Genomic DNA, 21,898 nt, shown 5'->3' with positions numbered 1-21,898 from the left:
GGGGAGCATCAGACGCGGTGCCGCAGCTCCCAGAAAGCGACGGCGGACGCGGCCGCCACGTTGAGCGAATCGACGCCGGGGCGCATCGGGATTTTCACGGCAAGGTCGACGGCCGCGAGGGTCTCCTCGCTCATTCCGGCGCCCTCGGTGCCGAGCACCAGGGCCAGCCGCTCGGGGTTCCGGGCCGCGAGGACGTCGACGTCGACGGCTTCCTCGGTGAGTTCCATGGCGGCCACCAGGAAGCCGTGTTCTTTGAGCACCGCCAGCTCCCCCGGCCATTCCTCGAGCCGGGCCCACGGGACCTGGAAGACGGTTCCCATGCTCACGCGCACGCTGCGCCGGTAAAGGGGGTCGCCGCAGCGCGGGGAGACCAGCACGGCGTCGAGCCCCAGGGCTGCCGCGGAGCGGAAGATCGCGCCGACATTCGTGTGGTCCACGATGTCTTCCAGGACGGCGATCCGGCGCGCCCCGGCCAGCAGCTCGGGCAGCGGAACGGGTGCAGGGCGCTGCATGGCGGCCATCGCACCGCGGTGCAGGTGGAAGCCGGTGATCTGCTCCAGGAGCGGGGCCGAGCCGATGTAGGCCGGCACGTCCGGGTAGGCCTCAAAGACGTCGGCGAGGTCCTTGAGCCATTTCTCCGCGAGGAAGAAGGAGCGCGGCCGGTGCCCGGCGGCAAGGGCTCGGCGCAGCACCCGGGAAGACTCCGCGATGTACATACCCTCGGCAGGCTCGCGGAGCTTGCGCAGGTGCACGTCGGTCAGCTGGGTGTAGTCGGCGACGCGGGGGTCGTCCGCGGATTCAAGGTAGTGGAAGCTCAAGGCCGGGTCAATTCAGCAGCTTGGCGATCATGAAGCCCAGCGCCACGGTGCCGAGGACGAATATCACGCCGCGCAGCACCGGCGGCGAGAGGCGTCGGCCCACCTTGGAGCCGGCCAGTCCGCCGATCAGCGAACTGACGGCGATCAGGCCGACCGCGGTCCAGCTGATCCGGTCGAACGCGAAGAGCAGGTACGACGCGGCGGCGACGACGTTCACCCCAAGCACCAGGATGTTCTTCATGGCGTTGGCGTTCTGCATGGTTCCGGCCATAAAGACACCGAGAATGCCGACCAGCAGGATGCCCTGCGCCGCTACGAAGTAACCGCCGTAGACGCCCGCGAGGTAGACCAGCACCACGAGCAGGATCCCGTGCTGCTTGTCCCGGAGGGCGTGCTCCGGGTTTTCTTCCCGCGCCTGAACCCAGCGCTGAAGCCGGGGCTGGAAGACGACCATCAGCAGTGCAACCACGATCAGGGCCGGAGCCGCGTATTGGAAGACCAGCTCCGGCAGGTGCAGGAGCAGGTAGGCACCGGTGATGCCACCCAGCAGCGAGGCCGGCAGCAACTTCAGGAGCTGGTTGCGGCGCCCGGCGAGCTCCTTGCGGTAGCCCCAGGCGCCGGCAGCGCTGCCAGCCACGAGGCCCATGGCGTTGCTGATCGAAGCGGTCACCGGCGCGAAGCCGAGCGCGATCAGCACCGGGAAGGTGACCAGCGTGCCGGAACCCACCACGCTGTTGATGGTGCCGGCCCAGAGTCCGGCGAAGAAAATGAAGACGCTACTGAGGAACTCCACGCGTTGTCAGTGGTCCCTTCAGCGGCGGGCGGTGGCGGTGTAGCGTCCGCCGGACACGTTCACGTCCAGGTCGACGCCGAACGTCTGGCTGAGGTTTTCGGCGGTCAGCACCTCGTCCAGCGGGCCGGAGGCGACCACGCCGCCGTCGCGCATCAAAAGCGCGTGGGTGAAGCCCGGCGGGACCTCTTCGAGGTGGTGGGTGACCAGCACGATCGCGGGGGCGGCCTCGTCGCGGGCGAGCCCGCTGAGCCGGTGCACAAGGTCCTCACGGCCGCCCAGGTCGAGGCCGGCGGCGGGCTCGTCGAGCAACAGCAGTTCCGGATCCGTCATGAGTGCCCGTGCAATCTGCACGCGTTTGCGTTCGCCCTCGGACAGCGAGGCGAAGGGGCGGTTGAGCAGCGGGCCCATGCCCCATTCGTTGAGCAGGGCGAAGGCGCGGCGTTCGTCGTCTTTTTCGTAGCCTTCGCGCCAGCGGCCGGTAACCCCGTAGGCGGCGGTCACGACGACGTTGAGGACCTTCTCGTGCTCGGGAATCTGGTTGGCCAGGGCCGCCGAGGAGAGGCCGATGCGAGGCCGGAGTTCGAAGACATCAACGGCGCCGAGGATCTCTTCGAGGATCCCTGCCATGCCGGACGTGGGGTGGAGGCGGGCGGCAGCCACCTGCAACAGAGTGGTCTTGCCGGCCCCGTTGGGTCCCAGGATCACCCAGCGCTCGCCCTCCTTGACCTGCCAGTCGACCTTGTCCAGGAGCGTTTTCGCCCCACGTACAACGCTGACGGCGGCCATTTCAAGAACATCACTCATAGGAGTAGACACTAGGACAAAATAGCGGACGACTGATAACCGGGCCGGCACCCCGGCCGCAGGGCCCTTGCCCGCGTCACCGGGGCGAAACCAATTCAGGGCCGGCCCGGCCCGCTCGCTAGGATTGAAGCCATGAGTTCGAACGTGACTGCGGTCAGCTACGGCGTCAATCTGTCCCTTCCCGAGGTGGAGCAACTGCGCCGTTCGCTGACCGGAGCGGGGCTGGCCGTCGGCGCGGAAAACACCACCGGCGACGGCCGCTTCTCGGTCTACACCGCCGACTGCACCCTGCCGGACGCCGTCACCGCCGCCGACCTGGCCGAGCTTCGCCGGAGCATCGCTGCAATCGAGGGGGTCGACACGGCGGTTGTTCCCGCCGCGCTGCGGCGGGCCCCGCGGAAGTTCCTGATCATGGACGTGGACTCCACCTTGATCCAGCAGGAAGTCATTGAACTGCTGGCGGCCTATGCGGGAAAACGCGAGGAGGTCACGGCCGTCACCGAAGCGGCCATGCGCGGCGAACTGGACTTTGCGCAGAGCCTGCACGCCCGGGTGGCGGTGCTCGCCGGGCTGCCGGCCGACGTCGTCGACTCCGTGCGCGCCGAGGTGACTCTCAGCAACGGCGCCGCCGAACTGGTGGCGGCCTTCAAGGCGGCCGGGCACGCCGTGGCAGTCGTCTCGGGCGGCTTCAACCAGATCCTGCGCCCGATTGCGGAGGACCTGGGGCTGGACCACTGGATTGCCAACGAGCTGGAAATTTCCGACGGCGCACTCACCGGCAAAGTGGTGGGCGACGTGGTCGACCGCGCCGCCAAGGAGAAGTACCTGCGCGAATGGGCCGCGGCGGAGGGCATCCCGATGGAACACACCATAGCGGTGGGAGACGGCGCCAACGACCTGGACATGCTCGGCGCCGCGGGGATTGGCGTCGCGTTCAACGCCAAACCAGCCGTCCGCGCGGTGGCCGACGCCGCCATCAACATGCCCTACCTGGATGCCGTCCGGCACATCGCCGGGGTCTGAGACCCGGCAGGCGCGAAGCCCGCGGGCGTCTTAACGCCGGATGGCACCTGGCGGCAGGGTCCGTGAAGAACGCTGCCGCCAGGTGCCACCCGGGCTGGGCCTAGTTGCTGCCGGGGCCGCTTGCCTTGTCGAAGTAGTCGGCACCGCCGACGTATTCGGTGTGACCGGTCTCGACGTCGGCGGTGGCCATCTTGGCGACCTCCGCGGCGAACTCCTTAACCGAGTACAGCTTGCCGGCTTCCGCGCGGCGGGCCTCGATGGCGCCGGGGTTGGAACGGTCCAGCAGCGTGGCGGTGATGGTGCCCTCGATCATGTCACCGGAGACGACCACCAGCTTGATGCCCTTCTCGGCGAGGCTCGGAACGTGTTCGCGGAGTGCGTCCTCGCCGGCGCGCTTGCTGCGGGCGACGGGCTCATACTCGGGCATCGTGGGGACGGTCTCGATGAAGTGCGCCTGGTGGCTGGTCACGAACACCACGCGCGAACCCTCGGGCATCAGCGGCACCGCGGCGTTGAGCATGTTCACCTGGGCGTCGCGGTTGAGCTTGAGGGCGTATCCCTCTTCCATGCCGGACTCCATGCCGCCGGAGGCGTTAAGGACCAGCAGATCCAGCGAGCCGAAGTTTTCCATCGCGGCGCTGGCGAGGGCCTGGACACCTTCCTGCGTGGTCAGGTCCGCGCCGACCGCTGCGGCGCGGCCACCGGCGGCCTCAATCTCGGCGACAACCTTGTTGGCGCGCGGTGCCTTCTGACGGTAGTTAACGACGACGGCGGCACCCTCCGCGGCGAGGAATTTGGCCACCTCGGCGCCGATCCCGCGCGATGAACCGGTAACGATGGCGGTCTTGTTGTCCAGCAATCCCATTCGAGCTCCTTTGTTCCAAACGTCCAAATACTGTTGGGTCTGCTGTCCATCATGCCAGCGACCCGCAGCAATTCAGTTGTGCAGGATCCACAAAGAAGCCGGACGGGCCTAGTTTTGGCGGCGCGTGGTCGTGCCGGCTGTCTCGGACCAGCGGCGTAGGCTCCGGTGCGCGGGACATGCCCATCGGTGGCGAGCCCGCCCGAGGGACATGCCCTCCGGGCGGCACCAAGATTGGGCATAAGGCCCAAATGTCCACTGGCCGGCGCCAGGACTGGGCATGTTCCCCCGCCGGTACGCCGAAGAATGGGCATGCTCCGTAGCCAGGGCCAGGAATGGGCATGCTCGTCGCCCCTGCCACGAGGAATGGGCATGCTCCCCCGCGACGGCCTGGGGACCCGAGCATGCGGATGAGCACCTGCCCCGGCAGACTGCCCCGGCGTAGGCTCGCAGCTATGGCGAACCGGGGTACGGAATCGACGCCCGAGGCAGTCTTCAGCGGGTCACCCCGCGGCTTGGTCTTGTGCCGTGCCGTCGAACGGCTGATCGCCGGACCCCTTTCCGGCCCGGCCAGGTGCGGTCGAGACCCGCGTGACCAAGAGCCAGGTGGCATTCCACGGGCGGCGCCGCGGCTTCGCCTACGTCTGGTGGCCGGGACGCTATGTCCGCTCGGACGTCCCGGCCGTACTGTCGATCGCCCTCCGCAGCCGAATCGATTCGCCCAGGTTCAAGTCGGTCGTCAGCCCGTACCCCGGCCTCTGGATGCACCATCTGGAGCTGCATTCCGAAGACCAGCTCGACCCAGAGGTCGCGGGCTGGCTGCGGCAAGCGCGGGACGAGGCCGGCTGAGCCGCCGGGCGTGTGGCCTAGCCCCGGTCAACCCTGATCTTCTTGGTGGCTTCCCCCGGTGCCGCCATCGGGGCGGGCGCGCGCACTTCAAGGACACCGTCCTTGTAGCTGGCGGTGATGTCTTCTTCCTTGGCACCGGCCGGCAGGGCGACGCTCCGCAGGAAGGAGCCGTAGCGGAATTCCGAGCGGTAGCCGGTCTTGCTCTTGTGCTCCGTCTTTTCCTCGCGTTCGGCCCTGATGTGCAGCATGCCTTCGCTGACCGACACGTCGACGTCCTTGTCGGGATCGATGCCGGGAACTTCCGCACGAACCACAAGGGTGTTGCCATCCTGGAACTGCTCGACCTTGATGGTCGACGCCATCGTGAGGTCGCCGTCGAGGAAGCGGCGGACAGGTTCCAACATGTCCGACGGCGCCCACTTGCTGAGATCAGCCATGATCAAATCCTCCTGGGTCCATGCCCCTGCCGTGGCGCGGTCGGGGGCTGTGACACCATTACACGCCCCCGCCTGCAGCCCCGCCTAGGGCCAAAGGCCCGGTACCGCGGCTAGTGGCCCATGCCCAGTCCGCCGTCGACCGGGATTACCGCGCCGGAGATGTAGGCGGCCTCATCGCTGGCGATCCAGCGGACGACGTCGGCGACCTCCGACGCTTCAGCGAAGCGGCCCGCGGGAACTTTGGACAGGTAGTCCTTCTGCGTGGCCTCCGGGAGTTCGGCGGTCATGTCCGTATTGATGAAGCCCGGCGCCACCACGTTGGCGGTAATGCCGCGGCCTCCGAGTTCGCGGGTAAGCGAGCGGGCAATGCCGACCAGGCCGGCCTTGGAGGCGGAGTAGTTGATCTGGCCCGGGGCGCCGTACAGGCCGGAGACGGAGGAAATGAGGACCACACGTCCCTTTCGTGCCCGGATCATCCCCTTGGAGGCGCGCTTGATGACGCGGAAGGCGCCGGTGAGGTTGGTGTCGATCACGGAGGTGAAGTCGTCCTCGCTCATCCGCATCAGGAGAGTGTCCTTGGTAATGCCAGCGTTGGCCACCAGCACCTCTACCGGGCCGTGCGCCGCTTCGACTTCGGCGAAGGCCGCGTCCACGGATGCTTCGTCCGTGACGTCGGCCTTGACGCCCAGGATGCCCTCCGGCAGGGAGGCTGCGCTGCGGTAGGTGACGGCGACCTTGTCTCCATTGGCGAGGAAGGATTCGGCAATGGCCAGGCCGATTCCCCGGTTGCCGCCGGTGATGAGGACACTGCGGCCGGTGGAGGTTGCTTCAGTCATGGTGGTCTCCGGGTTTCTGCGGCTGTGGCACCGCGGTGGCGTGGGCTGGATTTTCCTGCCTCCGATCTTAGCCTCCGGTGCCCGCCTGCCCCGCCCCGGTGGCCGCGGCTGTTTGGGCGCCTCCCCCCGAGGGTGAGAGAATCGAAGCAAGCCTATGGAGCGTGATCTGACAGCTGTGACAAACAAGAACCGACCCGGTGAGCGGAAGTCCGGGGAGTACTCCGGCGACACCGAGGTCCACAGCATTACCGACGCAGCCGCCGCGCACTCGGAAGAGATGCGCCAGCGGATGATCAAGTACGCCGTGGCCATGGGCATCCGTATGGTCTGCCTGATCCTGGTGTTCGTGGTGGACGGCTGGTTCAAGATACTGCCTGTTATCGGGGCCGTCTTCCTGCCCTGGTTCGCGGTGGTGATCGCCAACGGCAGCGACCGCGCCGAAGTGCACAGCGACTCGCTGATCGACTACGTGCCGATGGCCGAACTGGGCGCGTCCAACTCCGCGGAAACGGCCGGCCCGGGACCGCAGGCGGCGGACGATGCCCCCATCACCCTGCTGCAGGGCGAGCTGATTGACGACGACGAAGACCACGGACGGGCCGCTTCATGAACATTTTTGACCTGGCCGGCGCCCCGGCCGAGCCTTCCCGCGCGCTGTGCTCCCGCAAGGCCTGCCGTGCCGACGCCGCGTGGCAGCTGCTGTGGAACAACCCCAAGATCCACACCCCGGAGCGACGCAAGATCTGGCTCGCCTGCCCCGAACACCGCGCCTGGCTGGAGGACTACCTCCAGACCCGGGGGCTGTGGAAAGAAACCGTTCCCCTCTCGAACGCCGGCGTGGCAGGCAGGGCCGGCTGAATGTACCGTTTCCTCTTCTCCAGCAAGTGGCTGGGTTATTTGTTGCTGGCCGCCGTTTTCGCAACCGCCTGCGTGCTCCTGGGCCGCTGGCAGATGGACCGCCGGGCGGAAACGCTCGCCGAGATCAACCGCGTGGTCTCCAACTATTCCGCCACCCCGATTCCGTTCGCGGCGGCGCGGGACCAGTTCGTCCACCTCGACGCCGAGCGCGAGTGGACGCAGGTGGAACTGCGCGGCAGCTACGACACCGCCGGCCAGCGCATTGTCCGCAACCGCCCGCTCAACGGCCAGCCCGGTTACGAGGTGGTGGTCCCCTTCAAGCTGGACTCCGGCGAGACGGTCGTGATCGACCGCGGCTGGCTGCCGATCGGCAACAAGACCCCGGGCAGCCCGGACTCGGTTCCGGCCCCGCCGCCGGGGAACATCACGGTAGTGGCCCGGCTCAAGCATTCCGAGCCGGAACTGCAACGCGGCGCGCCGGACGGGCAGCTCGCCTCGATCGACCTGACGGCGTACTCGGCTCAGCTCGGGTATCCCGTCCTCACGGGCGCCTACGGCCAGCTGGCCTCCGAGACCCCGCCGGCAGCGGAGATGCCCATCGGATTTCCCAAACCCTCCACCGATGAGGGCACGCACCTGTCCTACTCACTGCAGTGGTTCGCCTTTGGCGTGCTGATGTTCGTCGGTTTCGGTTACGCGGCGAGGCAGCAAGCCCGCAACGCGGAGATTGATGCCGAAGACGCCGCAGACCAGGCCGTGGCCGCCGACGGCTACCTGCACGCCAGCAACCCCGCGCCCCGCCGTCGTCCCGTCCCCCGGAAGCGGAAGACTGCCACCGCGGAGGAAGAGGAAGACGCCATCCTCGACGCCCAGGGATTCTGAAGGAGCACGCCATGGACCCCGACGCCGTAGCGAACGTTCGGCGCGCGCTGCTCGCGGCAGGCGCTGCCGACACCGTAGCCGTCTTCGAGACCCAAGTGCCGACCGCCGCCGCGGCGGCCGCCGCCTTAGGCTGCGACGTCGCGGCGATCACCAACAGCCTCGTGTTCGACGTCGACGGCGCTCCCCTGCTGATCCTGGCCAGCGGCGCGGCCAAGGTAGATCTCCGCCACGTCGCCGCGCGCCTGGGGTCCGGGAAGATCCGCCGCGCGGAGCCCGACTTCGTCCTGCACCACACCGGCCAGCGCGTAGGCGGCGTAGCCCCGGTGGGCCACCCACAGAAGATCAGGACCCTGCTCGACGAATCCCTGAAGGACCACGAACTCCTCTGGGCCGGAGCCGGCGACCACCACTCGATGTTCTCGATCACCTACCAAGAACTCCACCGCATCACCAACGCCGAAGCAATGCCCGTCCGCTAGCCCGCCGAGGCGCGAATCCAACCACGGCGAGCGGAAGACGAGACCGGGCGGGGCCTACGCCAGCGTGATCAGGTCCAGGTAGTCTTCGTTCCAGAGGTCCTCGACGCCGTCCGGCAGCAGCACAACACGCTCCGGGTTGAGGGCTTCGACGGCACCCTCGTCGTGGCTGACCAGCACCACGGCACCGGTGTAGTTGCTCAGGGCCCCGAGGATTTCGGCGCGGCTGGCCGGATCCAGGTTGTTGGTGGGCTCATCAAGGAGCAGCACGTTCGCGCTCGAGGCCACGATGGTTGCCAGCGCCAGCCGGGTCTTCTCACCGCCGGAGAGCACGCCGGCCGGCTTGTCCACGTCGTCGCCGGAGAACAGGAACGAGCCCAGGATGTTGCGGACCTCCGCGTCGTTCATGTCAGGGGCCGAGGAGCGCATGTTCTGCAGGACGGTGCGGTCGACGTCGAGCGTCTCATGTTCCTGGGCGTAATAGCCCACCTTCAGGCCGTGGCCGGGGATGACCTCGCCGGTGTCGGGCTTGTCGACGCCGGCGAGCATCCGCAGCAGGGTGGTCTTGCCGGCGCCGTTGAGGCCCAGGATGACCACCTTGGAACCGCGGTCGATCGCAAGGTCGACGTCGGTGAAGATCTCCAGCGAACCGTAGGACTTGCTGAGGCCGTCGGCGGTGAGCGGAGTCTTGCCGCAGGGCGACGGGTCCGGGAAGCGCAGGGCGGCCACGCGGTCGGTCTCGCGGACCGCTTCGAGGCCGCCGAGCAGCCGCTCGGCACGCTTGGCCATGTTCTGCGCGGCGACGGCTTTGGTGGCCTTGGCGCGCATCTTGTTGGCCTGGTCCATCAGGACCTGGGCCTTCTTCTCGGCGTTGGCGCGTTCGCGCTTGCGGGCGCGCTCGTCGGTTTCGCGCTGCGTCAGGTAGCGCTTCCAGTCCATGTTGTAGAAGTCGATCTGCGCGCGGTTGGCGTCCAGCAGGAAGACCTTGTTCACCGTGGCTTCCAGCAGCTCGGTGTCGTGGCTGATCACGATCAGCCCGCCCTGGTGGTTCTTCAGAAACTCCCGGAGCCAGGCGATGGAATCGGCGTCGAGGTGGTTGGTGGGCTCATCGAGCAGCATCGTCTCGGCGTCGGAGTACAGGATGCGGGCTAGCTCCACGCGGCGGCGCTGGCCGCCGGAGAGGGTCTTCAGCGGCTGGTTCAGCAGCCGGTCCGGCAGGGCGAGGTTTGAGCAGATCGCCGCGGCCTCGGCCTCGGCGGCGTAACCGCCGGCGGCCAGGAACTCGGATTCCAGCCGGTCGTAGCGGTTCATGGCCTTGCGCTGGATGGTGGCGTCCTCGCTGGCCATTTCCTCGTGCGCGATTCGGAGCTTGCCGACGGCGATGTCGAGTCCGCGGGCGGAGAGGATCCGGTCGCGGGCCAGCTGCTCCATGTCCGGCGTCCGCGGGTCCTGCGGCAGGTAGCCGATCTCGCCGCTGCGAGTGACCTTGCCGGCGGCGGGCAGGCCCTCGCCGGCCAGCACACGGGTCAGTGTGGTCTTGCCTGCACCGTTACGGCCGACGAGGCCGATCTTGTCTCCCTTGTCGATCCTGAAGCTCACCTGGTCCATAAGCAGACGGGCGCCGGCGCGCAGTTCGAGATCCTGGACGGTAATCAATGCAGCTAAGGCCTTTCACAACGGGGAACGCCGCGGCACAACGGATGGAAACTGGACGGGGCCGGGGCGGTGTGGCCGAGAGGACGGCCCCTACCAGTCTACCGGCAGCTCCCCCGGTGGCTGACATCGGGCAAGGCAGCGTACGACGGCGGCTGCCTCCCCGTCCCGGGCCTTCCGCCCGGGTCCCCCGCCCGGGTCTCCTTTGGCGGGGTGGTCCAGCGCCGGGCCCGCGGTTTAGTGGAAGGCCTACAAAATGCCGGGGTTGCCGCAGCCGTATCGTCGAAAGTGAGAAACCCCGTTCCACCCACTCGACAGGAACCAGCATGAGCAACACCGACAATGCCGTCACCGGCACCACTCCCGCAGCAAGCCCTGGCAGCAGCGCCCCGGAGGCTCCGCGCCCGAGCCGCCGCAGCCGCTGGGATGCGACCGATCTCGCGCTGATTGCGGTGTTCGCTGCGATTGTCGCGGGTTCTGCCCTCATTGCCGCAATCCCCGTGGGCGGCCTTGGTGTGCCGATCACTCTGCAGACTCTCGCCGTGATGCTCACCGGACTCGCACTCGGCCCGGGCCGCGCCTTCGCTGCCGTGGGCCTGTACCTCCTGCTGGGCTTCGCCGGGCTGCCGATCTTCAGCGGCGGGCGCAGCGGGCTGGGGGTCCTGGCGGGACCTTCGGCCGGCTACATTTTCGGTTTCCTGCTGGCGGCCACAGCCGTCGGAGCCCTGACCGTCGTCGTCCTGCGCCGCACGGCGGCGCGCTCCGCGAAGCTCCGGGCCGTGCTGCTCTTCTCTGCCGCCATGGTCAGCAGCATCGTCTTTGTCCACGGGTTGGGGATCCTCGGCATGATGCTCAATGCCAAGCTCAGTCTCTCCGCAGCCTTCCTTGCTGATCTGGCTTTTTACCCGGGCGACGTCATCAAGAACATTCTCGCCGTGACTGTCGCCCTGACGCTGCATAAAGCGTTCCCTGACCTGCTGATCCGCCGGGTCCGCCGCTTCCACCTGGCCGGCGAGGCAGACGGACGCGCGTGAGTATTGTCCTCGACCGGGCGGCCGTCCGGGTAGCCGTTGACGGCCGCCCGGAGCCCAAGACCCTGCTCGAACCGGTGTCCCTGACGCTGACTGAACGCCGCGTCGGCGTCATCGGAGCGAACGGCTCGGGCAAATCCACCTTGCTCCGGATGCTCAACGGCCTCGTCGCACCGAGTTCCGGCGCGGTGGCGGTGTCAGGTTTCGACACGGTCCGGGACGTCCGCGCTGTCCGCCGGCGGGTCGGTTTCGTGTTCACCGATCCGCTCGCGCAACTCGTGATGCCCACCGGACGCGAAGACGTCGAACTCTCGCTGCGCCGCTCGGTGCGGAACGCCAGCGAACGGCGCGCCCTGGCGGAAGCGACGCTGGACCGTTTTGGTTTGCTGCGGCTGGCGGACCAGAGCATCTACGAGCTCTCCGGCGGTGAACGGCAGCTCGTGGCGCTCGCCGCGGTCCTGGCTGTGAAACCGGACATCCTGGTCCTGGACGAGCCGTCCACCCTGCTGGACCTGCGGAACCGGGAACTGCTGCGCCGCACCCTGGCCGGCCTGGACCAGCAGATCATCCTGTCGACGCACGACCTTGGCCTGGCCCTGGATCTGGACCGGGTGCTGGTCGTGGAGGCCGGGAAGATCGTGTTCGACGGCGGCCCAGCCGCCGCCGTCGACCACTACCGGAGGCTCTGCGCAGGGGAATCCGCCGACGTGCGTGGCGACGGGATGCGGGGAGCCGGCGGGGATAAAACCGGGGTAAGGGAAGCCGGCGGGGAGACGGCGCAGCCATGAGGGCCCATGGCTTCCTGCTAGCCAACTATGTACCGGGCACTTCCCTGGTGCACCGGACTCCCCTGGGGCCGAAGTTCTTGCTGGTTATGGCGTGCGGGATGGGATCGTTTCTCGTTGCGGACTGGGCCGCGGCGGCAGCGGGACTCGCCCTGCTGTGCGTGGTCTTCCTCCTCAGCGGGGCCGGTGTCCGCAGGCTGTTCCAGGCTGTCCGGTCGATCCTGCCCGTGCTGGCGCTGATCGGGTTGTTCCAGTGGTGGCAGTTGGGTGGCCCCGTTGCCGCGCGGATTGTGTTGAACGTTCTGGTCTGCGTGGTGGCAGCGGCAATCCTGACGGCCACCACACCCGTCCAGGTCCTGCTGGACGGGGTAGCCTCGCTGGCCCGGCCGTTTCGCCGCTTCGGCGCCGATCCCGAGCGGTTCGCCCTGACGATTGCCATCATGCTGCGCAGCATCCCCTTTATCGCGGGCGCCTACGCCGATGTCCGCGATTCCGCCCGGGCGCGCGGCCTGGAACGCAACCCCCGGGCGCTGGTGCTGCCGGTGTTCATCACTACGGTGGCATTCGCCAGGCAGACCGGCGATGCCCTGGCAGCCCGCGGCCTGGGCGAGGCGGAGTACGCGGACGACTGACGGGGACGGCCCAGCGCGGCAGGAATGGGCATGTCCGTGCCTGCACCCCGCTGCAGAGCATGCCCATCCTTCGCCGCGGGGCATGGACATATCAGCACTATGTCCAGCCTTGGAGCCAAGGAATGGGCATGTCACTCCGCGCACGCCCGGCAAGTCCAATCCCCCAGCCAAGGAATGAGCATGTCCGGCGGGCGCTAGAGGAAAGACCGGTACTCGAACAGCGCGGCGGTCCCCATGCCGCCGGCGATGCTGATCATCGCCAGCGCGAGAGTCCGTTCCGCCTCCTCCCTGCGGGCCTGGGCCAGCAGCCTAGTAACTAGCGCGGCGCCGGACGCCCCGTAGGCGTGGCCCAGGGCAAGCGCCCCGCCGTCGAGGTTCGCCCGCTGCGGGTCGATGCCCAGGTGGTCGAGGCAGGCCAGCACCTGGGAAGCGAAAGCCTCATTGAACTCGATGAGGCTGAGCTCCGCGGCCGTGACGCCCGTGGCCGCGAGCAGGCGTTCCGCCGCGGCGGCTGCTCCCATCCCCAGCAGCGCCGGTTCGACGCCGGCCGTGTCAGTCCCGAGCAGCACGAGGCCGTCGCGGGCACCGACCGCCTTCGCACGGGCCAAGGAAGTGACCACAACGGCGGCAGCCCCGTCGGCGTCGAAGCAGGAGTTGCCGGCCGTGACCGTTCCGTCCGGCACGAAGGCAGCCGGGAACCGGGCCAACACCGCAGGAGTCAGGGAGCGGCGCGGCCCGTCGTCGGCGCCGACAGGACCCTCAGGCCCGGGCAACGCCACAACTTCGCCCTCGAATGCGCCGGCCGCGGCGGCACCGAGGGCCCGCCGCTGGCTGCGGAGCGCGAAATCGTCCTGCCGCTGGCGGGAAATGCCGAAACGGACGGCGACGTTTTCGGCGGCCAGGCCCATGTCCGGGTCGCCGTGGCTGTCCGGGGCGAACCGGGCCCGGCTGAAGAACTGGGGCTCACCTCCGGGACCGGGCCTGGCCCGGAGCGGGGCGGTGCTGATGCTCTCCACCCCGCCGGCGAGATACACATCCCCATGCCCGGGGCCGCCGCCAAAGCCGCCGCCGGACGCAATCAGCCGGCAGGCCAGGACGATCGCGTCCAGGCCGGAGCCGCACTGCCGGTCCACGGTCAGCCCGGGAACACTGACGGGCAGCCCGGCTTCCAGGGCCGCCAGGCGCGCGACGTTGCCGCTCCCGCCCACGGCATTGCCGACCACGACGTCGGATACCTCGTCCGCAGCGATGCCGGTGTCGGTGAGCAGGCCGCGCAGCACCGGGGCGATCAACTCGTGGGCCTGCAGGGTCCTGAGGGCTCCTTGGGCGCGGCAGAGCGGGCTCCGGAGCGCCGCCATGATGACGGGCTGCCGGTCCTCCGGCAGCACTTCGGGGCGGTTCCCGCCGGGCATGGGACGCATTTTCGGGACCTCAGCCAAGGCGCCGGAGCCGTGGGTCGCCGCGGGTAATCCACTCGAGCAGGAGTGGGCGGCTGACCTTGCCGCGGTCCGTGAGGGGCAGTTCGGCCAGGAGGTAGTAGTCCAGCGGCCGTTTGTTGCGGGCCAGGACGTCCTCGACGCCGGCCCTCAACTGGGTGCCGGTCACGCCGCCGTGCGAGGGCAGCACCGCGGCGACGACGCGCTGGCCCCGAAGCTCATCGGCCATGCCGGCGGCCACCACAGCCGCGACCCCCGGGACGGACGCCAGGGCCAGCTCCACCTCGTGCGGGTACACGTTCGTTCCGGCGGTGATGATCATGTCCGAGCGGCGGCCCAGCAGGTGCAGCACCCCCTCGGACAGGTAGCCCTGGTCCCCCACGGTGTACCAGCCGTCGACGCATCGCAGCGCCTCGCCGTCGTCGCCCCAAAGGTAGCCGTCGCTGACCATGCCGCTGCGGACATAAACGGTGCCGTCAGCACCGTCCGGAAGGAGGGCGCCGTCGCCGTCGAGTATCCGGAGCTCGACGCCGGGGAACGGCCGGCCGATCCCGGTGCCGCCGGGGGCCGGGGCAGCGCCCGGCGGGAGCCCGGCGCCCGCGACGAAACTGAGTTCCGCCGCGCCGTAATACTCGAAAATTGTGGCGTTCGGTGCCCAGCGGCGGGCGGCCTCCAGGGTGCGTGCGTCGAGCTTGGAGCCGGCACAGATGATGCTCCGCACGCCGGAGGCGTCCACGCCGCCGGCCAGGCCGCGTTCGCTGAGCAGCCGGAGCATCGTGGGCACCAGGACCAGCCGGGTGATGCCGTCGTGGCTGACCGCGGTGTGCGCGTCGCCGACGTCGAACTGGGCCAGGGTGTGGAACTCGGAGCCGGCGTACAGGCACTCGGCGAGGGCGTAGAGGTTCAGGCTGGCGGCGAGGGGTCCGGGGGCAAGCGTCTTGTCGCCGGGGCGCAGGCCGAAGAACTCGACGGAGGAGTCGAAGGACAGCCGCCAGGACCGACGCGAACGGCTGAACGCTTTGGGGACGGCGGTGGTTCCGGAGGTGAGGCCGATCAGGAACGGAGTGTCCGGGTCACCGTCGGCGAGGTCATTGCCCGGTTCGGAGCCGCCGGCGGCGGCAGTCGCCGCAATCTGTGCGGTGAGCGCGTCCCGGAGCTGCTGAGGCCAGCTGGGGTCCAGCACCGCGCAGCGGCGGCTGCCCGCGACTGCAGCAGCGAAGGCCGAAACGAAGTTGGTGGAGTTGCTTTCGGCCAGCACCGTGACGGGAGGGGCGGCCGGCACCAGCGCGGCTGCGGCGTCGCGAAGTTCTGCCCAGCTCAGCCGCTCGCCGGCCACGACGACGGCGGTGCCGTCGGGGCGCTCGTCGGCCCAGCGCTGGAGTCTGTCGAGAAAAGGCATCGGACCAACTTTACCGGGGAGCGACGCCCCCGTACCCGCCACGGGATATTGTGACAGCATGAGTTTCAATGACAACGTCCAGCTGGACCCGTCGCAGGTCCAGGACCGCCGCGGCATGGGCCGCGGCACAAAAATCGGCGGCGGGATCGGCGGCGGCATCGTGCTGCTCCTGGCCGCGCTGTTCGGCATCAACCCCAGCCTTCTTGAAGGCCTGACCGGCACCACACCGGACCAGTCGCAAAGCCAGGGCACGGCCCCGGCATGCAAGACCGGCGCGGATGCCAATGCGCGGCTCGACTGCCGGATCAATGGCACGGTGAACAGCCTCAACGCGTTCTGGCCGGCCTACCTGGCCCAGTACGGCAAACAGTATCCGCAGCCGCAGACCGTGATCTTCGACCGGGCCACTAACACCGGCTGCGGCTCGGCGACGTCGGCGGTGGGCCCGTTCTACTGCCCCGCCGACCAGACGGCGTATTTCGATCCCGGGTTCTTCCAGGAACTCGTGGACCGGTTCGGATCCTCCGGCGGCCCGCTGGCCCAGGAGTACGTGGTGGCGCATGAATTCGGGCACCACATCCAGAACCTGCTCGGCAACATCGACCGTGCCCAGCAGGATCCGCAAGGCCCCCAGTCCGGCGCGGTGCGGGTGGAACTCCAGGCTGATTGCTACGCCGGCCTCTGGGTCCGGTATGCCACCACCACGAAAGATCCAGCCTCCGGCCAGCCCTTCCTCGCGCCGTTGAAGGACCAGGACCTGCAGGATGCCCTGTCCGCGGCCTCCTCGGTGGGCGATGACCGGATCCAGAAGGCAGCCACGGGCCGGGTCTCGCCGGAATCCTGGACCCACGGCTCCAGCGCGCAGCGGCAAAAGTGGTTCTACCAGGGCTACAAGACGGGCGACATCAACCAGTGCGACACCTTCAAGGTCGCCACCCCGTGACCCGGTAACCCGGCGACCGCTCCCAAACCGCCGTTATGGGCCTCCACAAGGGCCGCTGCGGAGCAGCCGATGGGACGACGACGGCGGGCCCACCTCCAGGAGGTGGGCCCGCCGTCGTTTTAGGCCAGGAAGGCGATGGGAGCTAGATGTTGAAGCCGAGGGCGCGCATCTGGTCGCGGCCGTCCTCGGTGATCCGCTCCGGGCCCCATGGCGGCATCCAGACCCAGTTCAGGCGCCAGTCATCGACGATGCCGTCCAGGGCCTTGCCCACCTGTTCCTCGATCACGTCGGTGAGCGGGCAGGCAGCCGTGGTGAGCGTCATGTCGATCAGCAGGGCGCCGTCGTCGTCTGAGTACTTGAGGCCGTAGAGCAGGCCCAGATCAACGATGTTCACGCCCAGTTCGGGGTCGATCACATCCTTGAGTGCCTCTTCGACATCCTCCAGGCCCGTGCGGGCCATGTTGATTTCGGTCATGGCGTAGTCCTAACTAGGCCTGTGCTGCGGCGTCGGCGGCAGCGATGGTTGCGGCTCCGGCACCGGGCAGGTAGCGGTCGTAGCCTTCTTCTTCGAGGCGGTCGGCCAGCTCCGGGCCGCCCTCTTCGACGACCTTGCCGTCCACGAACACGTGCACGAATTCAGGCTTGATGTAGCGCAGGATCCGGGTGTAGTGCGTGATCAGCAGGGTGCCCATGTTGCCGTCAGCGTGGGCACGGTTGACGCCCTCGGAGACAACCTTCAGTGCGTCCACGTCGAGGCCGGAGTCGGTCTCGTCGAGGATGGCGAACTTCGGCTTGAAGAGCTCCAGCTGGAGGATCTCCACCCGCTTCTTCTCGCCGCCGGAGAAGCCTTCGTTGACGTTGCGCTGGGTGAAGTCGGCGTCGATGCGCAGCTTCTCCATGGCGGCCTTGACGTCCTTGGTCCAGGTGCGGAGCTTCGGGGCTTCCCCATCGATCGCGGTCTTGGCGGTGCGCAGGAAGTTGGTCATGCTGACGCCGGGAACCTCGACCGGGTACTGCATGGCCAGGAACAGGCCGGCGCGGGCGCGCTCGTCGACGCTCATCGCGAGGACGTCCTCGCCGTCGAGCGTGATGGTGCCGCTCGTGACGTTGTAGCGCGGGTGGCCGGCGATGGTGGACGCCAGGGTGGACTTGCCCGAGCCGTTGGGACCCATGATGGCGTGGGTCTGGCCGGTCTTGATGGTCAGGCTGACGCCCTTCAGGATTTCCTTGGTGCCCTGCTCGGTGTCAATGCTGACGTGCAGGTCCTTGATCTCAAGAGTAGACATGTGTCTGGTTCTCCTCTGCACCGTTGCCGGGGCGGCGGTGCGTTTTCTCGTCGATAAGTTTTTGGGTGTTGCTGGCTGCCGGCCGAGCGGGGCTGGTGGTGCTGGCCCCGGCCCGGTCAGCTGAGGTTCGGAGCCTCGGCGCCGTTCAGGACGGTGCTGACATCCACATAGACGTCGTCATCCACGATCGTGACGGCAAAGACGGGCACGGGGTCGTAGGCCGGCAGCTGAAGCGGCTGGCCGCTGCGCAGGTCGAACTGGGAGCCGTGGCCCCAGCACTCGATCTTGCAGCCTTCAACCTCACCTTCGGAGAGCGAGATGTCCGCGTGCGAGCAGGTGTCGCCGATCGCATGGATTTCCCCCATCGAGTCCTTCACGACCGCTACCGGGTAGTCGTCGATCAGGATGCGCAGGGCCTGCTTGAGCTGGATCTCGCTGGCGCTGCAGACCAACTCGCCCTTTGGCTGTTCCGTCATTTGTCGTCCCTATTCTCTAGTGCCGTGCACTAGTTTTCCGTTGCCGCGAGCTCGCGCTCGACGGCTTCGGTGAGGCGTTCCTCGATGGCGGGAACCTTGATCTGCTGGATGATCTCGTTCAGGAAGCCGCGGACCACCAGTCGGCGGGCCACCTTTTCCGGGATACCGCGGGCCATCAGGTAGAACAGGTGCTCGTCGTCGAAACGGCCAGTGGCGCTGGCGTGGCCGGCGCCGGCGATCAGGCCGGTCTCGATCTCGAGGTTGGGCACGGAATCCGCGCGGGCACCGTCGGTGAGGACCAGGTTGCGGTTGGCCTCGTAGGTGTCGGTACCTTCTGCTTCCTTGCGGATCAGGACGTCGCCCACCCAGACGGTGTGCGCGTTGCGGCCTTGGAGGGCGCCCTTGTAGAGCACGTTGGACTTGCAGTTGGCTACTGCGTGGTCCACGAAGAGGCGCTGCTCGAGATGCTGGCCGGCGTCGGCGAAGTACAGGCCGAACAGTTCCGCTTCGGCACCGGGTGCGGTGAAGCGGGCCGACGGCGTGACGCGCACCAGATCGCCGCCGAGGCTGACGACGATGTGCTTGAACTTGGCGTCGCGGCCAAGCTTCGCCTGCTGGGAGGACGCGTGCACGGCGTCGTCGTTCCATTCCTGGAGCGAGATGACGGTCAGCTGAGCGCCGTCCTCCACGAGGATTTCGATGTTTTCCGAGACGACGGCGGTGCCCTGGTGATCGAGCACCACCACCGCCTTGGAGAACTTCTCCGCGATGATGACAACGTGCTGCGACGCTGCCGCGGTTCCCTGGCCGGTCAGCACCACGCTGACCTCGCCCTCGGCCTGGACCTCGGCGGGGACCGTGATGACGGTGGCCTCGCTGAAGTTCTCCCAGGCGTTGGCGGACACGCGGTCCTCGGGAATCGCGGCGGAGCCGATGCGGGCATCGTCGCGGCCAACGGTCTCGATCCGGACGCTGTCCGGGCCGGTGACGGCCACGGATGGCGCGGCACCGTTCAGGACCTCGGTGTGGAGGCCGCGGAGGCGCTTGAGCGGGGTGAACCGCCAATCCTCCTCCATGCCGGTCAGCGGCTTGAAGTCCGCCAGCTTGTACGAGGTCAGGCGGCCGGCGCGTGAGCTGTCCGGGATGCCGACGCCGCCGCCGTGCGAGTGGCGCTTGACGGCCTCGCCGCCCAGCGGGGACTTGGACTCCGCGGCGTTCAGCGGCGAGAGGCTTTCGCCTTCCTCGGTGAAACCGTTGATGAACGGCTGGGCTGAGGGCGCGCCGATGCGGGCCTTTTCAGTAGTGATGTCAGTCATTAACCGACCGATCCTTCCATCTGCAGTTCAATCAGGCGGTTCAGCTCGAGGGCGTATTCCATCGGCAGTTCACGGGCGATGGGCTCGATGAAGCCGCGCACGATCATCGCCATGGCCTCGTCTTCGCGCATGCCGCGAGACATCAGGTAAAACAGCTGTTCTTCGCTGACGCGCGAGACGGTTGCCTCGTGGCCCATGGTCACATCGTCCTCGCGGATGTCGATGTACGGGTAGGTGTCCGAGCGGCTGATGGTGTCCACCAGCAGCGCGTCACAGCGGACCGTGTTGGCCGAGTGCTTGGCACCCTCGCGGACCTGGACCAGGCCGCGGTAGGCGGCGCGGCCGCCGCCGCGGGCCACGGACTTGGAGATGATCGAGCTCTTGGTGTTGGGCGCGATGTGGACCATCTTGGAACCGGTGTCCTGGTGCTGGCCTTCACCGGCGAACGCGATCGAGAGGGTCTCGCCCTTGGCGCCCTCACCGACGAGGTAGACGGCCGGGTACTTCATGGTGACCTTGGAACCGATGTTGCCGTCGATCCACTCCATGGTGGCGCCCTCTTCGCAGATGGCGCGCTTGGTGACCAGGTTGTACACGTTCGTGGACCAGTTCTGGATGGTCGTGTAGCGGACGCGGGCGCCCTTCTTCACGATGATTTCCACAACGGCGGAGTGCAGCGAATCCGAGGTGTAGATCGGTGCGGTGCAGCCCTCGATGTAGTGGACGTAGGAATCCTCGTCCGCAATGATCAAGGTGCGCTCGAACTGGCCCATGTTTTCCGTGTTGATGCGGAAGTAGGCCTGCAGCGGGATGTCGACGTGGACGCCCTTGGGCACGTACACGAAGGAACCGCCGGACCACACGGCCGTGTTCAGCGAGGCGAACTTGTTGTCGCCCACCGGGATGATGGTGCCGAAATACTCCTGGAAGATCTCCGGGTGCTCACGCAGCGCGGTGTCGGTGTCCAGGAAGATAACGCCCTGGGCTTCCAGGTCCTCGCGGATCTGGTGGTAGACGACCTCGGATTCGTACTGGGCGGCCACACCGGAGACCAGGCGGCTGCGCTCGGCTTCCGGGATGCCCAGCTTCTCGTAGGTGTTCCGGATGTCCTCGGGCAGGTCCTCCCAGGTGGCGGCCTGCTTCTCGGTGGAGCGCACGAAGTACTTGATGTTGTCGAAGTCGATGCCGGAGAGGTCCGCGCCCCAGGTGGGCATGGGCTTGCGGTCGAAGTACTTCAGGCCCTTCAGGCGCAGGTCCAGCATCCATTCCGGCTCGTTCTTCTTGGCCGAGATGTCACGTACGACGTCCTCATCGATACCACGGCGGGCGTTCGCGCCGACGTCGTTCTTGTCGGCCCAGCCGTACTCGTAGGTGCCAATTCCGTGGAGCTCGGGATTCTTCTCCAGAATCTCCGAGATCACAGTGGATTCAGCAACCTTCTTCTCTGATAGTTGGTCCGTCATCACGGCCTTTCTTGCAGATGGTTGGATTCTTCGTCCGGGTTGCCCGCACCCGCGGGGCTGGAAGCCCCGCCGGCGGCCGGACGGCCCGTAGGTATGTGGGTGGTGCAGACATGGCCGCCGCGCGCGAGCGTGGAGAGCCGGCGCACGTCGACGCCGACCAGCCGGGAGAACAGTTCGGTCTCCACATCGCAGAACACGGGGAACTGGGCGGCGAGCTGCTGGATGGGGCAGTGGCCCTGGCACAGCTGCACACTGGAGAGCGCGGCCGGCAACGGCGCCTTAGCCTCGATGGACTGCGCCGAGGCAACGAAACCGTCACGGCTGAGTGCCTCGGACAGGGCGCGGGCGCGGGCGGTGATATCGCGGCCCGCCTGCTCGATTTCCGGCGCGTAGCGGCGTTCCATTTCGGCGAAGCGCTCGACGGCGAACTCCCGGACAGCTTCGGAGCCCGCCATTTCGCCCAGCCGTCGCAGGGCGGAGTTGGCGATGTCGAGGTAGTCGTTGCCCCACGTGGACTGGCCCTGCGAGCTGAGCACATAGCGGCGGGCCGGGCGTCCCGCGCCAGCGCCCGCGCGGGCCACGCGCTTGACTTCGATCACGCCGTGGCGCGAGAGGTGGTCGAGGTGGCGGCGAACCGCCGCGGGGGTGAAGCCCAGCAGCTCGCCAAGTTCGGCGGCGCTGATGGGCCCGTGCTCCAGCACAGCAGCCAGGACGCGGTCCCGGGTGCGGTCCTCGGCTTCTGCGGCGTGCGTGGCCGGCGGAACAGCGCCCCCGGCAGGCTCGCGCGACTCAGCGCGCATGGCAGGCGCGGCAGAAGTACTTGGGCTCATGGAATACACA

General features: G+C 68.0%; 25 protein-coding genes. 10 read left to right on the top strand and 15 right to left on the bottom strand.

The window, feature by feature from the left end; genetic code table 11:
• Positions 1-8 precede the first annotated feature (8 nt).
• Genes FFF93_RS08155 through FFF93_RS08145 form a run of 3 tightly spaced genes read right to left on the bottom strand, consistent with a single transcriptional unit; the run spans position 9 to position 2,415 of the window.
• The gene (locus FFF93_RS08155; RefSeq protein ID WP_138769359.1) at positions 9-818 is read right to left on the bottom strand and encodes an RNA methyltransferase; all 810 of its coding nucleotides are present in this window, start codon (positions 816-818) and stop codon (positions 9-11) included.
• A 7-nt stretch (positions 819-825) separates the two neighbouring features.
• Positions 826-1,611: a sulfite exporter TauE/SafE family protein gene (locus tag FFF93_RS08150; RefSeq protein WP_138769360.1), complete on the bottom strand. Its 786-nt coding sequence runs from the start codon at positions 1,609-1,611 to the stop codon at positions 826-828.
• A gap of 18 nt (positions 1,612-1,629) precedes the next feature.
• Entirely contained in the window at positions 1,630-2,415 is a 786-nt protein-coding gene (locus tag FFF93_RS08145; protein ID WP_138769361.1) for an ABC transporter ATP-binding protein, read from the bottom strand.
• A gap of 132 nt (positions 2,416-2,547) precedes the next feature.
• On the opposite strand from FFF93_RS08145, the gene serB reads away from it, so the two are divergent.
• On the top strand, positions 2,548-3,438 hold the full coding sequence (gene serB / locus FFF93_RS08140) for a phosphoserine phosphatase SerB (RefSeq protein ID WP_138769362.1): 891 nt from the start codon (positions 2,548-2,550) through the stop codon (positions 3,436-3,438).
• A 100-nt stretch (positions 3,439-3,538) separates the two neighbouring features.
• Here serB and FFF93_RS08135 read toward each other — a convergent pair whose 3' ends face one another.
• Positions 3,539-4,303: an SDR family oxidoreductase gene (locus tag FFF93_RS08135; RefSeq protein WP_138769363.1), complete on the bottom strand. Its 765-nt coding sequence runs from the start codon at positions 4,301-4,303 to the stop codon at positions 3,539-3,541.
• 588 nt (positions 4,304-4,891) lie between these two features.
• On the opposite strand from FFF93_RS08135, the gene FFF93_RS08130 reads away from it, so the two are divergent.
• Positions 4,892-5,149: a DUF5655 domain-containing protein gene (locus FFF93_RS08130; protein ID WP_222424657.1), complete on the top strand. Its 258-nt coding sequence runs from the start codon at positions 4,892-4,894 to the stop codon at positions 5,147-5,149.
• Positions 5,150-5,166: 17 nt separating this feature from the next.
• On the opposite strand, the gene FFF93_RS08125 is transcribed toward FFF93_RS08130, so the two are convergent.
• Positions 5,167-5,586 carry an Hsp20/alpha crystallin family protein gene (locus FFF93_RS08125; RefSeq protein ID WP_138769364.1) on the bottom strand — a complete coding sequence of 140 codons (420 nt, stop codon included), beginning with the start codon at positions 5,584-5,586 and terminating at the stop codon, positions 5,167-5,169.
• A 110-nt stretch (positions 5,587-5,696) separates the two neighbouring features.
• Positions 5,697-6,422, bottom strand: coding sequence for a 3-oxoacyl-ACP reductase FabG (gene fabG, locus FFF93_RS08120; RefSeq protein ID WP_138769365.1), 726 nt, complete (start codon positions 6,420-6,422; stop codon positions 5,697-5,699).
• 154 nt (positions 6,423-6,576) lie between these two features.
• Here fabG and FFF93_RS08115 point away from each other — a divergent pair, with 154 nt between their 5' ends.
• The 4 genes from FFF93_RS08115 to FFF93_RS08100 are packed head-to-tail and all read left to right on the top strand — an operon-like array spanning position 6,577 to position 8,641.
• Positions 6,577-7,032, top strand: a complete 456-nt coding sequence (locus FFF93_RS08115) for a DUF3099 domain-containing protein (protein ID WP_138769366.1) — start codon at positions 6,577-6,579, stop codon at positions 7,030-7,032.
• On the top strand, positions 7,029-7,280 hold the full coding sequence (locus FFF93_RS08110; protein ID WP_138769367.1) for a hypothetical protein: 252 nt from the start codon (positions 7,029-7,031) through the stop codon (positions 7,278-7,280). The genes FFF93_RS08115 and FFF93_RS08110 overlap by 4 nt, the downstream gene beginning before the upstream one ends.
• Positions 7,281-8,162 (top strand): SURF1 family protein, encoded by an 882-nt coding sequence (locus FFF93_RS08105; RefSeq protein WP_138769368.1) that lies wholly within the window; start codon positions 7,281-7,283, stop codon positions 8,160-8,162.
• Positions 8,163-8,173: 11 nt separating this feature from the next.
• A complete protein-coding gene (locus FFF93_RS08100; protein WP_138769369.1) occupies positions 8,174-8,641 on the top strand; it encodes a YbaK/EbsC family protein in 468 nt (155 codons plus the stop codon).
• A gap of 54 nt (positions 8,642-8,695) precedes the next feature.
• Here FFF93_RS08100 and FFF93_RS08095 read toward each other — a convergent pair whose 3' ends face one another.
• Entirely contained in the window at positions 8,696-10,294 is a 1,599-nt protein-coding gene (locus tag FFF93_RS08095; RefSeq protein ID WP_138769370.1) for an ABC-F family ATP-binding cassette domain-containing protein, read from the bottom strand.
• Between the two features lie 323 nt (positions 10,295-10,617).
• On the opposite strand from FFF93_RS08095, the gene FFF93_RS08090 reads away from it, so the two are divergent.
• From FFF93_RS08090 to FFF93_RS08080, 3 genes are read left to right on the top strand one after another with little or no spacing between them, the layout of a single operon-like run.
• On the top strand, positions 10,618-11,325 hold the full coding sequence (locus tag FFF93_RS08090; RefSeq protein WP_138769371.1) for a biotin transporter BioY: 708 nt from the start codon (positions 10,618-10,620) through the stop codon (positions 11,323-11,325).
• On the top strand, positions 11,322-12,110 hold the full coding sequence (locus FFF93_RS08085; protein ID WP_138769372.1) for an energy-coupling factor ABC transporter ATP-binding protein: 789 nt from the start codon (positions 11,322-11,324) through the stop codon (positions 12,108-12,110). The genes FFF93_RS08090 and FFF93_RS08085 overlap by 4 nt, the downstream gene beginning before the upstream one ends.
• Positions 12,107-12,739, top strand: a complete 633-nt coding sequence (locus FFF93_RS08080) for an energy-coupling factor transporter transmembrane protein EcfT (RefSeq protein WP_138769373.1) — start codon at positions 12,107-12,109, stop codon at positions 12,737-12,739. Before FFF93_RS08085 ends, FFF93_RS08080 begins: the two co-directional genes overlap by 4 nt.
• 194 nt (positions 12,740-12,933) lie before the next feature.
• On the opposite strand, the gene FFF93_RS08075 is transcribed toward FFF93_RS08080, so the two are convergent.
• Both FFF93_RS08075 and FFF93_RS08070 read right to left on the bottom strand, forming a co-directional pair.
• On the bottom strand, positions 12,934-14,151 hold the full coding sequence (locus FFF93_RS08075) for a thiolase family protein (protein WP_138769374.1): 1,218 nt from the start codon (positions 14,149-14,151) through the stop codon (positions 12,934-12,936).
• Between the two features lie 19 nt (positions 14,152-14,170).
• Positions 14,171-15,574, bottom strand: a complete 1,404-nt coding sequence (locus FFF93_RS08070) for an AMP-binding protein (protein ID WP_138769375.1) — start codon at positions 15,572-15,574, stop codon at positions 14,171-14,173.
• Between the two features lie 58 nt (positions 15,575-15,632).
• Here FFF93_RS08070 and FFF93_RS08065 point away from each other — a divergent pair, with 58 nt between their 5' ends.
• Positions 15,633-16,517 carry a neutral zinc metallopeptidase gene (locus FFF93_RS08065; RefSeq protein ID WP_138769376.1) on the top strand — a complete coding sequence of 295 codons (885 nt, stop codon included), beginning with the start codon at positions 15,633-15,635 and terminating at the stop codon, positions 16,515-16,517.
• A 142-nt stretch (positions 16,518-16,659) separates the two neighbouring features.
• Here FFF93_RS08065 and FFF93_RS08060 read toward each other — a convergent pair whose 3' ends face one another.
• The 6 genes from FFF93_RS08060 to FFF93_RS08035 form a co-directional block, all read right to left on the bottom strand.
• The gene (locus FFF93_RS08060; RefSeq protein WP_138769377.1) at positions 16,660-16,992 is read right to left on the bottom strand and encodes a metal-sulfur cluster assembly factor; all 333 of its coding nucleotides are present in this window, start codon (positions 16,990-16,992) and stop codon (positions 16,660-16,662) included.
• A 13-nt stretch (positions 16,993-17,005) separates the two neighbouring features.
• A complete protein-coding gene (gene sufC / locus FFF93_RS08055; protein ID WP_138769378.1) occupies positions 17,006-17,803 on the bottom strand; it encodes a Fe-S cluster assembly ATPase SufC in 798 nt (265 codons plus the stop codon).
• 116 nt (positions 17,804-17,919) lie between these two features.
• Positions 17,920-18,279, bottom strand: a complete 360-nt coding sequence (locus tag FFF93_RS08050) for a non-heme iron oxygenase ferredoxin subunit (RefSeq protein WP_138769379.1) — start codon at positions 18,277-18,279, stop codon at positions 17,920-17,922.
• A gap of 29 nt (positions 18,280-18,308) precedes the next feature.
• Complete coding sequence (sufD, locus tag FFF93_RS08045) at positions 18,309-19,595, bottom strand: Fe-S cluster assembly protein SufD (RefSeq protein ID WP_138769380.1); 1,287 nt, start codon at positions 19,593-19,595, stop codon at positions 18,309-18,311.
• Positions 19,595-21,058 (bottom strand): Fe-S cluster assembly protein SufB, encoded by a 1,464-nt coding sequence (sufB, locus tag FFF93_RS08040; RefSeq protein ID WP_138769381.1) that lies wholly within the window; start codon positions 21,056-21,058, stop codon positions 19,595-19,597. The genes sufD and sufB overlap by 1 nt, the downstream gene beginning before the upstream one ends.
• Positions 21,058-21,888, bottom strand: coding sequence for a helix-turn-helix transcriptional regulator (locus tag FFF93_RS08035; protein ID WP_395858428.1), 831 nt, complete (start codon positions 21,886-21,888; stop codon positions 21,058-21,060). The genes sufB and FFF93_RS08035 overlap by 1 nt, the downstream gene beginning before the upstream one ends.
• Positions 21,889-21,898: the final 10 nt, after the last annotated feature.

Source organism: Arthrobacter sp. KBS0702, from assembly GCF_005937985.2.
GTDB lineage: Bacteria > Actinomycetota > Actinomycetes > Actinomycetales > Micrococcaceae > Arthrobacter.
This window is presented reverse-complemented; position numbering and strand designations above follow the sequence as displayed.